15 protein-coding genes are annotated in these 14,061 nt (G+C 66.7%); 12 read left to right on the plus strand and 3 right to left on the minus strand.

The genetic code is table 11. The features are described 5' to 3' along the window. Positions 1-66: 66 nt before the first annotated feature. The 5 genes from CBI38_RS11490 to CBI38_RS38380 all read left to right on the plus strand — a co-directional run bounded on the left by CBI38_RS11490 (position 67) and on the right by CBI38_RS38380 (position 3,814). Entirely contained in the window at positions 67-939 is an 873-nt protein-coding gene (locus CBI38_RS11490; RefSeq protein WP_109328953.1) for a ComEA family DNA-binding protein, read from the plus strand. Continuing rightward, complete coding sequence (locus CBI38_RS38975) at positions 936-1,655, plus strand: DUF4131 domain-containing protein (RefSeq protein WP_230990153.1); 720 nt, start codon at positions 936-938, stop codon at positions 1,653-1,655. The genes CBI38_RS11490 and CBI38_RS38975 overlap by 4 nt, the downstream gene beginning before the upstream one ends. Next, positions 1,538-2,506, plus strand: a complete 969-nt coding sequence (locus CBI38_RS38980; RefSeq protein ID WP_230990154.1) for a ComEC/Rec2 family competence protein — start codon at positions 1,538-1,540, stop codon at positions 2,504-2,506. Before CBI38_RS38975 ends, CBI38_RS38980 begins: the two co-directional genes overlap by 118 nt. 55 nt (positions 2,507-2,561) lie before the next feature. After that, on the plus strand, positions 2,562-3,521 hold the full coding sequence (locus CBI38_RS11500; protein ID WP_109328955.1) for a TIGR03557 family F420-dependent LLM class oxidoreductase: 960 nt from the start codon (positions 2,562-2,564) through the stop codon (positions 3,519-3,521). 122 nt (positions 3,522-3,643) lie between these two features. Further along, complete coding sequence (locus tag CBI38_RS38380) at positions 3,644-3,814, plus strand: hypothetical protein (protein ID WP_204164911.1); 171 nt, start codon at positions 3,644-3,646, stop codon at positions 3,812-3,814. A gap of 18 nt (positions 3,815-3,832) precedes the next feature. Here the strand turns inward: CBI38_RS38380 and CBI38_RS11505 are convergent, their stop codons facing one another. After that, positions 3,833-4,561: a GAF and ANTAR domain-containing protein gene (locus CBI38_RS11505; RefSeq protein WP_109328957.1), complete on the minus strand. Its 729-nt coding sequence runs from the start codon at positions 4,559-4,561 to the stop codon at positions 3,833-3,835. A 174-nt stretch (positions 4,562-4,735) separates the two neighbouring features. Between CBI38_RS11505 and CBI38_RS11510 the strand changes: the two genes are divergently transcribed. From CBI38_RS11510 to holA, 3 genes are all read left to right on the plus strand, one after another. Beyond that, the gene (locus CBI38_RS11510) at positions 4,736-6,286 is read left to right on the plus strand and encodes a carboxylesterase/lipase family protein (RefSeq protein WP_109328959.1); all 1,551 of its coding nucleotides are present in this window, start codon (positions 4,736-4,738) and stop codon (positions 6,284-6,286) included. 46 nt (positions 6,287-6,332) lie between these two features. Next, complete coding sequence (locus tag CBI38_RS11515; protein ID WP_109328960.1) at positions 6,333-7,442, plus strand: carboxylate-amine ligase; 1,110 nt, start codon at positions 6,333-6,335, stop codon at positions 7,440-7,442. A gap of 67 nt (positions 7,443-7,509) precedes the next feature. Then, positions 7,510-8,487, plus strand: coding sequence for a DNA polymerase III subunit delta (holA, locus tag CBI38_RS11520; protein ID WP_109328962.1), 978 nt, complete (start codon positions 7,510-7,512; stop codon positions 8,485-8,487). Positions 8,488-8,556: 69 nt separating this feature from the next. On the opposite strand, the gene rpsT is transcribed toward holA, so the two are convergent. Further along, positions 8,557-8,817 carry a 30S ribosomal protein S20 gene (rpsT, locus tag CBI38_RS11525; protein ID WP_109328964.1) on the minus strand — a complete coding sequence of 87 codons (261 nt, stop codon included), beginning with the start codon at positions 8,815-8,817 and terminating at the stop codon, positions 8,557-8,559. Positions 8,818-9,122: 305 nt separating this feature from the next. Between rpsT and CBI38_RS11535 the strand changes: the two genes are divergently transcribed. The 4 genes from CBI38_RS11535 to CBI38_RS11550 all read left to right on the plus strand — a co-directional run bounded on the left by CBI38_RS11535 (position 9,123) and on the right by CBI38_RS11550 (position 13,387). Beyond that, positions 9,123-10,742, plus strand: a complete 1,620-nt coding sequence (locus tag CBI38_RS11535; RefSeq protein WP_109335006.1) for a circularly permuted type 2 ATP-grasp protein — start codon at positions 9,123-9,125, stop codon at positions 10,740-10,742. Beyond that, positions 10,742-11,713 carry an alpha-E domain-containing protein gene (locus CBI38_RS11540; protein WP_109328966.1) on the plus strand — a complete coding sequence of 324 codons (972 nt, stop codon included), beginning with the start codon at positions 10,742-10,744 and terminating at the stop codon, positions 11,711-11,713. Before CBI38_RS11535 ends, CBI38_RS11540 begins: the two co-directional genes overlap by 1 nt. A gap of 8 nt (positions 11,714-11,721) precedes the next feature. After that, positions 11,722-12,552, plus strand: a complete 831-nt coding sequence (locus CBI38_RS11545) for a transglutaminase family protein (RefSeq protein WP_109328968.1) — start codon at positions 11,722-11,724, stop codon at positions 12,550-12,552. A gap of 61 nt (positions 12,553-12,613) precedes the next feature. Next, the gene (locus CBI38_RS11550) at positions 12,614-13,387 is read left to right on the plus strand and encodes an aquaporin (protein WP_109328969.1); all 774 of its coding nucleotides are present in this window, start codon (positions 12,614-12,616) and stop codon (positions 13,385-13,387) included. A 90-nt stretch (positions 13,388-13,477) separates the two neighbouring features. Here CBI38_RS11550 and CBI38_RS11555 read toward each other — a convergent pair whose 3' ends face one another. Then, complete coding sequence (locus CBI38_RS11555) at positions 13,478-14,041, minus strand: type II toxin-antitoxin system PemK/MazF family toxin (protein ID WP_109328972.1); 564 nt, start codon at positions 14,039-14,041, stop codon at positions 13,478-13,480. Positions 14,042-14,061 lie beyond the last annotated feature (20 nt).

A 14,061-nucleotide genomic window follows, 5' to 3' on the forward strand; every position in this document is an offset into this window, starting at 1 on the left:
CCACAGGCCAATTTTTCTCGCCCACAACCTCGCTGATCGGCCGCCGCGACGTTCTACCTTCTCTGCATGGGCAACAGGGAAGAGCGTTCGCGAGGACGGAGCCGTCTTGCGTTCATCACGTCGGGGGAGGACGCGCATCTTCCTCCGGGTGCGGTAGCCCCGTCCGGCCCCTCCACACCGGGATGGTTGGCGCACGCCGAGGACGCCGAACCCGAAGACGCGCCGTCGTGGTCTGCGCAAGGGCGATGGTCCCGCGCCCTTCCCGAACGCTGGCGGGATGCGCGCGTCGACCCCGGCCGCGCAGGCGCAGCCGTCCTCGTCATAGTGGGGCTGATTCTGGCGACAGTCGCCGTGATCAGTGTTCGCAGCGGTCAGCCGGAGGCGCAGGCCGTGCCCTCCCTTCCCCTTGCGCACGTCCGTTCGGAGGCCACCCCCGCCGCGGAGCCAGCCGAGGCGGCTCGGCCGCAGCTTCCGCCGCCGGTGGACGAAATAGTGGTGAGCGTGGTCGGTTTGGTGAGCACGCCCGGGCTCGTGCGGCTGCCGCCTGGCTCACGGGTTGCCGACGCACTCGCCGCCGCGGGAGGAGTGCGCACCGGCGGCGACACCCTCGCTCTCAATCTGGCGCAACGACTTTCCGATGGTGATCAGATCGTGGTCGGGGTGGCCGCGCCCGTCGCGGCGCCCAGTGCGGTGGGCGGCGTCTCCACTCCGGGCGCCGCACCGGCGGACGGGAAGGCAACGACGGGCGGGCTCGTCGATCTGAACACGGCCACGGTGACCGAGCTCGATGCCTTGCCTGGCGTCGGCCCGGTGACCGCGGCAGCCATCATTGCGTGGCGCACCACCAATGGGAAGTTCACGGACGTCGCCCAACTCGGTGAGGTGGACGGGATCGGGCCGGTGCGCCTCGAGAAGCTACGGTCCCAGGTCACCGTGTGAGGTCCGAGCGGGAGTCGCACCGGCTCGACGTCCGCCTCGTTCCCTTCGCTGCGGCCTGCTGGGCAACGACCGGAAGCGGGATCCTGTGGGGTTCACGAACCGCGTGGTGGGTGGTGGGAGGCGCGTTTCTCCTTGCTGTTGCGCTGGTCGGGGCGAGTATCCGGTCGGGTGACTCCCGGTGGACGGCGCATCGGACGACGGCACTGGCGCTTCTGCTGTTCGGATGCGTGTGCAGCACGGCCGTCGCCGTGCGGGTACAGGCCGCCGAGACGCACCCGATGGTGAACCTGGCGTCGAACGGAGCGTGGGTGACGTTGGTGGTCGAAATCGCCGACGACCCACAGAAACTCGCGAGTTTCGGCCGACGGGTCCGCGTCGACGCGCACCTGCGCGAGATACGCAAACCCACCGAGACTGTTCACGCGAGTGGGTCGATAATCGTTCTCGCCCCGTCCGATGGGTGGTCCGGTCTGCTGCCGGGACAGCAGGTGGTCCTGCGAGGGCAGGTGAGCCCGCCGATGCACCGCGACCTGACTCTGGCCACGGTCCGGGTGTCCGGTCCGCCCTCGGAAGTGGGTCCGGCACCTCCTCACCAGCGATGGGCGGGCACCCTGCGCGCTCGGTCACGGCCGCGGCCGCCGTTCTACCGCCCGACGAGGCCGGACTGCTGCCGGGGCTGGTGGTGGGGGATACGTCGTCGCTGTCGGCCGAAGTGAAGGACGATTTCACGACGACCGGACTGACACACCTGACCGCGGTGTCCGGCGCGAACGTCAGCATCCTCCTGGGGGCGGTGTTGCTCCTGGTCCGGGCGCTCGGACTCGGCCCGCGGGCCGGCGCAGTTCTGGCCGCCGGCGCGCTGGTCGCTTTCGTCGTGGTGGCGAGGCCGTCGCCCAGCGTGCTGCGCGCCGCGGCGATGGGCTCTGTTGCGTTGCTCGCTCTCGTGAGCGGTCGGCGAAAGCAGGCGGTACCGGCTCTCGCCGCGGGTGTCATCCTGTTGCTGATGTGCTTTCCGGCGCTGGCCGTGGATTTCGGTTTTCTCCTGTCCGTCACGGCCACCGCGGCGTTGATCGTCGTCGCGCCGGTCTGGGTCGACCTCCTCGTCGGGCGGCGATGGCCGCGCGCGGCAGCGGAAATGGTGGCCGTCGCAGTGGCTGCCTTCGCGGTGACCGCGCCCATCGTCGCCGCAATGACGGGGACCGTCAGCGCGGTGTCGGTGGGGGCAAATCTCCTGGTCGCGCCTGTCATCGGAATCGTCACGGTGCTCGGCGCCGTCACCGCCCTCGTATCAGCGATCTCGGTGCCGGTCGCGGAAGTGACGGTACGCCTGACGCAGTGGCCACTCTGGTGGCTCGTCACCGTGGCCGACCACGGGTCGCGGATCCCCGGGGCGTCGATACCGGTCCCGTCGGGACCGGTAGGCGCACTGTCCGTCCTCGCCTGCACAGTCTTGATCGGGGTGGCGCTGCGCGTCCGACGATTCCGCCTGCTGCTGTTCGGGGCCGCGGTCGGTCTCGCGCTGCTCTGGGCACCGGTGTGGCCGTCCTCTCTCGCCGGCGCTGTGTGAGTACGCCGCCGTGCGGGCAACCTGCTCGGAACTCGACGACACAGGAGGATTCCTCATGCAGGTCGGTTTCAAGCTCATGGCCGAAACATTCGATCCACGGGAAATCGTGCGCCAAGCGGTGGAGGCCGAGCGTGCGGGTTTCGACTTCGTCGAGGTGAGCGATCATTACCATCCTTGGCTCTACAGCCACGGACACTCGGGATTCGTGTGGTCGATGCTCGCCGCGGCCGCCGCCCGAACCAGCAACATCGGCTTGGCAACGGGTGTCACCTGCCCGTTCGTCCGCTACCACCCTGCAATCATCGCGCAGGCCGCCGCCACCACGGCAGTGCTGAGCGAAGGGCGCTTCACACTCGGTCTGGGCTCGGGAGAGCGTCTCAACGAACATGTGGTGGGCGGTGGGTGGCCGTCGGTGCGGGTGCGGCACGAGATGCTGCGCGAATCGCTCGACATCATTCGCCTGCTGTGGTCGGGTGGCTACCACTCCTACGAGGGCAAGCACCTGACGTTGGACGACGCCCGCGTGTACGACCTGCCCGAGGTGCCGCCCACGATTGCCGTCGCGGCAGGGGGTGCGGAAGCCGCGCGGCTCGCCGCGGAACTGGGGGACGGGTTGTTCACCACCGAACCCGACGCCGAGCTGGTGCAGGCATACTCCGACGCCGGCGGATCGGGGCCCAAGTACGGTGAAGTACCGCTCGCGTGGGCGCCGGACGTGGAGTCGGCCGTGAACTCGGCGCACGACAAGTTCCGTTTCGGTATGACGGGATGGAAGGTGCAGGCGGAGCTGCCGAGCCCGATCAACTTCGAGGCGGCCACGGCGACAGTACGTCCGGAAGACGTCCAGGAAGGGATGGCGTGTGGTCCTGACGTGCAGCGTCATCTGGAGGTGGCGGGTACGTTCGTCGACGCCGGGTTCGATCGTCTGGCGCTGATCAACGCGGGTCCCGACGTCGATGGATTCTTCGAATTCTTCTCGAACGAACTGAGCGAACCGTTACGGGCACTTCGGTAGGCCGCACCGATTGCGGATTCGATGCGCGATGTGTGTATGCCGCGCGGCAACTGCGACTACCATCCGGTGACAAATACTGCGGCGAATGGTCCTGAAGTGCATCCGCATTGGAGGTGAGAGGTATGTCGGAAGCTGAGCAGGCAGATCTCGATGTGGACGATGTCCTCGACGCGGGTCAGGTTCGCCGGGCGCAGCGCGTCGTCGCCGCATCATCGCTGGACGCCGACGATTGCCGGTTGCTGCTGTCCATGCTGGGCATTGCCGGGAACCCGGAGGCCGCCGAGCTGGAGTGAAGTCGGGGGCTGTGCGGGTCAGCTCAGGGTCTTGTGGTGGTGAACGATGATTTCCTCAGCCAGCGCCGAGATCTTGATGTTCATTTCCTGAGATGTTGCCTGCAGGATCGCTAGCGCCTGGTCTTCGGTGATGTTGTGAAACGCCATCATCAAGCCCAATGCCTTCCCAATCTCCCGGTTGCTGGTCAACCCCGCCCGTAACGTTTCCGCTTCGAGGTGCTCATGCGCCGCGGTGAGGGCTACAGCGGCGAACGATGCGAGCATGATCCCTTGTTCGACGGATGCTGCCGTCAACGCGCCGGGCGTATCGGCGAAGAGGTTGAGAGCGCCGACCTTGCGACGCCGGACGACGAGGCGGAACCCGGCTGCACCGCGAACCGGGGTCTCGGCGAGCACCCGGCGCACCAACCGTGGCCACTCGTGTGCGGCGGCGAGGTCCGGTACCAATTGCGGTGTCTCCTCGACGATGGCATCGACACAGGGACCTTCGTTTTCGCTCCGCTCCAATTCGTCCACCCGGGCGGCGACGGTGTCATTGGCAGCGGCGGTGACAAATCGCCCCTTCTCGTGAAGCATCAGGCTGGCGTGGGAACAGCCGTCGACGAGAATGGGGGCGACGTCGCAGACTGCTTGCTGGACATCGCGAAAGTCCGCGCCGGCGTATACCAGTTCGGCCAGTCCGGTCAACGATGCCGACGCTTTGTCGACAGGCTGTGAGCGAGTCGCTTCCTGCTCGTCGTCCCGCATCGGGTCCTCCACATCCGGGCACACCCAGTGTTGACGCCCAGTCTGCCAGATGGTGGTCGGGCCGGGCCCTGGCTGAGACAATTCCCGGACCCCGGCTGAGACAATTCCCGGACCCCGGGGTGGAGAATTCCTGGAACCGACTCGTGAATCCTTGTCGGCAGCGAAGATGGCGGCATGGTGCCGTCCACCGATAGTCCACTCGTGACCATCGCTCAGGGAACCGCGCGAGGCGTGCGCCTCGCTGGCGCACTGGTGTGGAAGGGGATACCCTATGCGGCTCCGCCGATCGGCGACCGGCGCTTCCGTGCCCCCGGGGCCGCCGAGGCGTGGGAGGGCGTGCGCGACTGCTCGGCGTTCGGGCCGATAGCACCGCAGAACGAGCACGGGCCGCTGCCCATCGACCCCGGCCTCACGGTCGACGAGGATTGCCTGTCACTGAACGTCTGGGCCCCCGAACGTCCGCAGAATCGGCCACGCCCCGTCATGGTGTGGATTCATGGTGGCGCCTACTACCTCGGGTCCTCGGCGCAGCGGATGTTCGATGCCTGCCATCTGGTGGAGCGCGGCGACGTCGTGGTGGTCACGATCAATTATCGACTGGGTGCTCTCGGTTTCCTGGACTTCTCGTCGTTCTCGACGGCAGAGCAGCCTTTCGATACGAACCTCGGTCTCCGCGATCAGATCGAGGCGCTGACGTGGGTGCGAGCGAACATCGCCGCGTTCGGTGGTGACCCGGCCGATGTCACACTGTTCGGCGAGTCCGCGGGAGGCGGCGCGGTGACCACGCTGATGACGTCGCCCGCCGCCGAGGGACTCTTCCACCGGGCGATCGCCGAAAGTTCACCCGCGACCTCGGTCTACGGCAGCGAGCGCGCTGCGTCCATTGCCGAGTCGTTCCTCGAACTGGTCGGCCTGGCCCCCGCCGAGGTGGGACGTCTCCGCGATCTTCCCGTCGACGTGTTGACGGCGGCCTGCGTGGAACTCGTGCAGCAGGTGCCCGCACGCGTCCCCGGCACGCTGGCGGTTGCGCCCACCGTGGACGGTGACGTGGTACCGCACTACCCGGTCGCCGCGTTCCGTCACGGCCTCGCGCACAAGGTGCCGCTGCTGATCGGGACCAACAAGGACGAGGCATCGATGTTCCGGCTGATGAAGTCTCCGCTCATGCCCATCACCCCGGACGCCGTCCACCAGATGTTCGTGGCGATTGCGGCCGACCACCCCGACCTGCCGGTGGACGAGGAGCAGCAGGTGGAGGCGGCATACCCCGATTACCCGAAGAAGCGGTCCGCAATGGAGATCTCGCGGGACGCCGCTTTCCGGATGCCCACTTTGTGGATCGCCGAGGCACACAGTCGCGTCGCACCCACATGGTTGTATCGGTTCGATTACGCCACGCCATTCCTCCGGGCGGCGCGAATCGGTGCCACCCACGGGACGGAAGTGCCCTATGTGTTCGGGAACTTCGGTGTCGTCCCCCGAGACCCCACCTTCAAGCTCGGTGGCCGCCGGACCGCCGCTCACGTATCCGATCGGATTCAGCGGCGGTGGCTGTCCTTCGCGTCGGCGGGCAACCCGGACGGCGGGGAAACCGAAACGCCCTGGCCACGGTACGACGAGACGGACCGCGCCACGCTGTTGATCCGCAATGCGGATGCGGTGGTGGCGGACCCCGATCGGGATCTTCGCCGTACGTGGGGTGAAGAGGTGATCGGCTTCACCTGAGCGGGTGCTCCGGTTTCGTATCGACCGTTCGGGGGATACCTCTCGGATGGGCGCTGCAGCAAGGGAATCGGTTCGAAACCTCACCGTCGGCGTCGAGGAGGAGTTTTTTCTGGTCGACTCCTCGGGGCATCTCTCCGACGCGGGACCAGATGTGGTGGCGGAAGCCGGTGAGGAAATCCAGGGACTGCAGCGGGAACTGTCCCGGCCCCAGATCGAAACGGCGACCGGTGTGTGCTCCACCGGTGAAGAGGTGCACGAGCAATTGCGCACTCTGCGCAGCAGTCTGGTGAAGGTTGCCGCGGAGCGCGATCTCCTGCTCCTGCCCAGTGGCACCCCGCTGATGGTCGAGGAAGGTCCCGCTGCGATCACGCCGACACCGCGCTACCAGAAGATGGCTCGTCGTTTCGGGCCGATCGTCGATTCGGTCACTACGTGTGGCTGCCATGTTCACGTGGGGATACCGAACCGTCAGATCGGTGTACAGGTGAGCAACTACATCCGAGGATGGCTGCCCGTCGTGCTGGCGCTGGCCGCGAACTCGCCCTTCCACTGCGGGCAGGACACCGGCTACCACAGCTGGCGTCACATCCTGTGGTCGCGCTGGCCGTCCGCAGGCCCGCCGCCGCGTTTCGATTCCGCCGAGGAGTACGAGGACACCGTGACCGCGATGATCGCCAGCGGAGCTGCTCTCGACCGCGGCATGATCTATTGGCACGTTCGGCTGTCCGACGCACAGCCGACCATCGAGATTCGGATCGCGGACGTTGCCATGACCGCCGCGCACACTTCCGTGTACGCCATTGCGGTGAAGGGGCTGGTCGCGAGGGCGATGCGGTACATCGACGACGGGGTGTCCGTCGACTCACCGCGGATCGAACTCTTACGTGCGGAGCAGTGGCGGGCAGCCCGAGAAGGGCTCGACGGGGAATGCACGAGTCCGGTTTCGACCCGGCCACTGGCGATCCGGCGGCAACTCGAGTTGATGCACGACACGGTGTGTGACGTCCTCGGCGCGGAGGATCGGGGCTTCCTCGAAGCCGGACTCGATTCGATGCTCCGTGACGGAACGGGCGCAGAGCAGCAACGCGCCGTGTTCGAACGGCGCGGTTCACTGGCCGACGTGCTGGCATTCCTGACGCGAGAGGTGATCAGTTGAGGGCGCGTCCGTCCGGTAGGCGCCGGGGGTCGCCGTTCGTGTCCGCCGCCCGTGGCACGATTGTCGCGTGAGCACCCCAACCCAGCTCGAACAACTTCACCTGGTCCTCGGTGACGAGGAATTCCTCGTCGAACGCGCCGTGTCGACCGTGATCGCCCAGGTCCGGGCCACTGCGGCCGTCGCGCCGGGTGCTGAACTGCCCGTCAACCGGCTGCGGGCCGGTGATGCCGGTGCTGCAGAACTGGCCGAGCTGCTGAGTCCGTCCCTGTTCGCGGAAGACCGGGTGGTGGTGCTCGAGTCCGCCGCGGAGGCGGGCAAGGATGCGGTCGCGCTCATTCTCGACGCCGCAGCAGACCCGCCGCCCGGTGTCGTACTCGTGGTTCTGCACTCCGGCGGTGGGCGTGCGAAGGCGATGACCGGCTCACTCGAGAAACTCGGCGCGGTCACTCACCCGTGCGCCAAGTTGAAGTCCGGTGACATCATCGGCTTCATCCGCGGCGAGTTCCGCACGCTCGGCGTCCGGGTGTCACCGGAAGTGGTGCAGACCGTGTTCGAGGGAGTGGGCTCGAATCTGCGGGAACTTGCGGCCGCCTGCTCACAGCTCACCGCTGACACCGGCGGAAAGATCGACGTGGCTGCCGTTCAGCGGTACTACTCGGGCAAGGCTGAGGTGACCGGGTTCGATGTCGCGGACAAGGCTGTGGCCGGGGACACGGCGGGTGCCAGGGAAGCGCTGCGATGGGCCATGCTTCGCGGGGTACCACACGTGCTGCTCGCCGACGCGCTCGCCGACGCGGTGCACTCGATTGCGCGCGTGGCGCCCGCAGGCAGGGGGGATCCGTTTCGGATGGCGTCCGAGCTGGGCATGCCGCCCTGGAAGATCAAGAAGGTGCAGGCCATCGCAAAAGGGTGGACTCCCGCGTCCGTCGGTGAAGCGCTGCGTATCGTCGCCGCTCTCAACGCAGACGTGAAAGGTGCCGCTGCGGACGCGGACTATGCCGTCGAGCGCGCGGTCGGACGCGTGTCGCTGTTACGGCAGCTCTGATCGGCGCACGACAACAGCCGCTCGATCCGAGGACCGAGCGGCTGTTGGAGAGCTACGACGAAGGTGTCGTCAGATCTTGTTGAGAGCCTGCGCGAGAGCAGACTTCTTGTTGGCAGCCTGGTTGGCGTGAATGACGCCCTTGCTGGCCGCCTTGTCGAGCTTGCGGCTGGTGGCGACGAGGAGCTCGTTGGCCTTGTCCTTGTCACCGGCCGCCGCAGCCTCGCGGAACGAGCGGATGGCCGTGCGCAGCGAGGACTTCACCGACTGGTTACGGAGTCGGGCCGCCTCGTTGGTACGGATCCGCTTCACCTGGGACTTGATGTTGGCCACGCGTAAAATCCTGTCGTCTTAAGCTGGATACGGTCTAGAAAGCTGTGGGCGCACACTTATGCACCGACAGGCGAGATTACCAGTGATCGGGGTCCGATCTCAAACCGGACCCCGGACGCGCCGGGGACAGGGCGGCTGCGCTGCTGAACGGGTGTGCATGTAGCAGCATGTCTGGGATGACGCCCCCAGCATCGAAGTCGTCAACAGTATCGAAGTCGCAGGGAACCTCGAAGGTGCCGGCTCCCACCTCGGGCGACAGCAGACAGAAGGGCGTGAAAGCGTCAGCAGTTCAGTCGCGAGCCTCTGTGACGACCCGATCACGCAAGCCGGCGCGGCCCGCGCACGTGTTCGACGGCTATGTCGACGTGGGAGGGTACGGGCTGGCGTTCGACGAGATGTTCGACCGTGACGGCAGTGTCCGGCCGCCCTACAAGGGTGTCTTCAAGGCCCTCGAGCCAGCCGACAGCGCCGATCTCGCCGCCCGCTCCGAGGCGCTGGGCAGGGCCTTCATCGACCAGGGCGTGACATTCTCCCTCTCAGGTCAGGAACGGCCGTTTCCGCTCGATCTCGTCCCCCGGGTGATCGCCGCCGCGGAGTGGACGCGCCTCGAGAAAGGGATCAAGCAGCGCGTGAAAGCGCTGGAGATGTTCCTCCACGACGTCTACGGGGAGCAGCGCATCCTCCGCGATCACGTCCTCCCGAAACGATTGGTCACCTCGTGTGAGCACTTCCACCGGGAGGCGTCGGGCATCGTTCCACCCAACGGTGTGCGCATTCACGTGGCCGGTATCGACCTCGTTCGTGACGAGAACGGGGTGTTCCGCGTACTCGAGGACAACCTGCGCTCGCCGTCGGGAGTGTCCTATGTGATGGAGAATCGCCGCACCATGGCGCGCGTCTTCCCCGACCTCTTCATGTCCCACCGCGTGCGTTCGGTCGGCGACTACTCCACGCATCTACTGCGCGCGCTGCGGGCGTCTGCCGCGCTCAACGAGGCCGATCCCACCGTGGTGGTGCTCACTCCCGGTGTCGCGAACTCTGCCTATTTCGAGCATTCACTGCTCGCGCGCCAGATGGGGGTGGAACTCGTCGAGGGCCGCGACCTCTTCTGCCGCGACAACATGGTCTACATGCGCACCACCGAGGGTGAGCGCCAGGTGGACGTGATCTACCGCCGCATCGACGACGACTACCTCGACCCGATGCATTTCCGGCCGGATTCGGTATTGGGCGTGGCCGGTGTTCTCAACGCCGCGCGGGCCGGCAACGTCGTCATCTCGAGTGCCGTCGGAAACGGTGTCGCCGACGACAAGCTGGTCTACACCTATGTGCCGCAGATCATCGACTACTACCTCGGTGAGAAACCGCTGCTCGCGAACGTCGACACGTTCCGGTGCTGGCTCGACGACGAGTGCGAGCAGGTGCTCGACCGCGTGGACGAACTGGTCATCAAACCGGTGGAAGGTTCGGGTGGATACGGCATCGTCTTCGGTCCCGACGCCTCACCCAAGGAACTGAACACGATCACCCGGAAAATCAGGGCAGACCCGCGCGGATGGATCGCCCAGCCGCTGGTCCAGTTGTCCACGGTGCCGACCAAGATCGGTGACGAGCTCGTGCCCCGGCACGTCGACCTTCGCCCGTTCGCGGTGAACGACGGCGAGGACGTGTGGGTGCTGCCGGGGGGACTGACCCGGGTTGCCCTGCCCGAGGGTTCTCTCGTGGTCAATTCCAGTCAGGGCGGTGGCAGCAAGGACACCTGGGTGCTCGCCAGCCGAACCTCGGATGAGGAACAGGAGCTCGCGGGCGAGGAACTCGTCACCGAACCTGCGCAGACCGCAGAAGCCGAACAGGGTCCCGAACTCAGTACGTCGCAACAGCAACAGCAACAGCAACAGCAACAGAAGTGTGGAGGTGAGGGCTGATGCTGGCGAGAAACGCGGAATCGCTGTACTGGATCGGCCGGTACGTCGAGCGTGCCGACGACATGGCGCGGATTCTCGACGTCGCGGTGCATCAACTGCTCGACGATGCGTCGGTGGATCCGGACCGAACGTCCCGGCTGCTCCTGCGGGTTCTCGGGATCCCTGCTCCGAGTACGGAACTCGACGTGCGCTCGGTCACCGAACTCGTCGCCTTCAGTCGTAATCAGGTCGGCTCGATCATCGACTCGCTCGCCAGCGCGCGCGAGAACGCCCGAGGCGCCCGCGAGGTCACGTCGAGTGAGATGTGGGAGTGCCTCAACGCCACGTACAACGGTCTGGCGGAACGCGAACGCGCAGCCAAACGGCTTGGGCCGCACGAGTTCTTCCGCTACGTCGAGGAGCGCGCGGCGATGTTCGCCGGTCTCGCCGACTCCACGATGAGTCGTGACGACGGCTACCGCTTCCTGCTGCTCGGCCGCTCGATCGAACGTGTCGACATGCTGGCGCGAATGCTGCTGTCCCGCGCGGGCGACCGACCGTCGTCTCCGGCGTGGGTGACGGTTCTACGTTCGGCGGGCGCTCACGACACGTACCTGCGCACCTACCGCGGCGCGCTCGACGCCAACCGCGTCGTCGAGTTCATCCTCCTCGACCGCTTGTTCCCGCGGTCGGTGTTCCATGCCATCCGGCAGGCGGAACAATGTCTCGCGGAACTCGACCATCAACCCGACAGCCGGGTGGGACCGCGCGCCGAGGCGCAGCGTCTGCTGGGACGGGCGCGGAGCGAACTCGAGTTCCTGCCCCCCGGCGTTCTCCTCGAGGACCTCCAGGACCGGTTGGTGGGCTTGCAGGACACCTGCCGTGAGCTCGGAGAAGCGATCGCACTGCAGTATTTTCACGCCGCGCCGTGGGTGGCGTGGACCGATGCACGGGCCGTCGGCGCAGAAGCCGTCGTGGAAGGAGAGTTGTGAGCTGGCGAATGAGGGTGGTGCACACCACCGGTTATGCCTACGACGCGCCGGTGACGTCTTCATACAACGAGGCGCGGCTCACGCCCCGCGGCGACAGCAGGCAGACGGTGATTCTCAACCGAGTGGAGACCACCCCGGCCACCCGTTCGTATCGCTACACCGACTACTGGGGTACCGCGGTCACCGCCTTCGATCTGCATGCGCCGCATCGGGAACTCGAGGTCACAGGGCTGTCGGTCGTGGAGACGGAACCGTTCTCGGCTCCCGAGGAGTCGGTGGATTGGGACGAACTGGCGGGGCCGGCGGTGACCGACCGGTTCAACGAGCAGCTCAGCAACACCGAGTACGCGCCCCGCCACCGGAAGCTCGACGCGATCGCTCGCGACCTCCGCAAGGGGTGCACGCCCGAGGAAGCCGTTGTGGCCGCAGCGGACTGGGTGCACGCGGAAATGGCGTACGTTCCCGGGACCACGGGCGTGCACACGTCGGCAGTCGAGGCCTGGGCCGAACGGGAAGGCGTATGCCAGGATTACGCCCACCTGACGCTCGTCCTGTTACGGAGCATGGGGATTCCCAGCCGGTACGTGTCGGGATATCTGCACCCGAAAGCGGATGCGGCACTGGACGACACGATCGCGGGGGAGAGCCACGCCTGGGTGGAGGCATGGACCGGCGCGTGGTGGGGATACGACCCCACCAACGCTGTGGCCGTCAACGAGCAGCACGTGTCGGTGGGTGTCGGGCGTGACTACGCCGACGTCCCGCCGCTCAAGGGAATCTTCTCGGGAGGGCAGGCAACAGACCTCGAAGTCGTCGTGGAGATCACACGCCTGGCGTAAAGTCCGGCGCAGAACTGTGGAAAGCAAGGACTAACGATCCATTCCGACGAAGGTGGGTTCAATGTCTCCAACCGCACAGGAATACGTAGAGGTCGAGCCGATCTCGGACATCAAGAAGTACTCGGCGGAGGCAATCGGCACTTTCGTGCTGGTTTTCTCGGCAGTGGGCACGGCGGTGTTCGCCGGAGCCAAGGTCGGCAATCTCGGTGTCGCCCTGGCTTTCGGACTGACGCTCCTCTTCCTCGTCTACGCCATCGGTCCCATTTCCGGGTGTCACGTCAATCCGGCCGTCACCATCGGACATCTGGCCCTCGGCCGAGTGTCGGTGGTCCGGGCCGGTCTGTACATCGTGGCCCAGGTGATCGGCGGCCTCCTCGCAGGACTCGTCATCTACGCAATTGCGCAGAGTCTGCCGTCGTACGACCGCAAGGCCGACGGGCTCGGGGCCAACGGCTGGGGTGAGCACAGCCCCTCGGCGATCAAAGGCCCGCTGGGCGGCATTCTGGAGAACGGATACGGCATCGGTGCTGCGATGATCGTCGAGGTCCTCCTCACCGCTTTGCTCGTGTTCGTCGTCCTGGCCTCGACCGACCAGATCTCGGATGTACCGCTGGCGGGTGTGTCCATCGGCTTCACCCTCGCGGTGATCCACCTGGTGTCCATTCCGATCGACAACACGTCGGTGAACCCCGCCCGCAGTCTCGCTGTGGCCCCGTATCAGGTCGGCGCGCTGTCGCAGGTGTGGTTGTTCCTTGTTTTCCCGTTGATCGGCGGTGCGGTGGGCGCCCTGGCCTACCGCTCGCTGTTCGGCAGGTACGACCGCCTGCAGAGCTGACGAAAGCCGGCTCCCTTTGACGAACGCCGGGCACGGCTCACCCGGACGAGCGGGCGATGGCCGCCATCGCCGAGATGGTCGCGGCGGATCTCACTGCCAGCTGAAATCGGCTCTCAGCCGCCTTGCCACGAGCTCGAACGTCGTCCGCTCCATGACGGCGCCCTCGCGCCGGATCCCTTCCTCGGGCACGTCGAGCACCCGGTCGAGGCGGACCCAGCTCGGGCGACGCTCGGAGTCCCAGGAACCCGAGCCGACCGCCACCCAGTCGCGGTCACCGTCGTGCTTGCTCTGCGAGGACAACATGAGGCCCAGGAGGGTCGCGCCGTCCCGCCCGACGACCAGTACCGGCCGATCCTTGCCCTGTGCAGGATCTTCCTCGTACGCCACCCAGGTCCACACGATCTCGCCCGGGTCCGCGCGCCCGTCCAGATCGGGGGAGTACTGCACCTTGCGGGCACGGTGGGCAGTCGGCGCGGAGTTCGCGGTAACCGGGCGGCCAGGGCTCGGCTTCGGCGCGGTGGTCGCCGAACCGGTCAGCACACCGGCTGCGCGGTCGAGTGCGCCGGACTTCTGCAGCTGCTGCAGCAACTGGGGGCCCTTGTCTCGCGCCAGTTTGGCCAGTGTCTTCCCGATGCTGCTCCACGTGCTCGCCATGGCCGTCGAGCTTAGTGCGT

This window comes from Rhodococcus oxybenzonivorans (assembly GCF_003130705.1).
Classification (GTDB): domain Bacteria; phylum Actinomycetota; class Actinomycetes; order Mycobacteriales; family Mycobacteriaceae; genus Rhodococcus_F; species Rhodococcus_F oxybenzonivorans.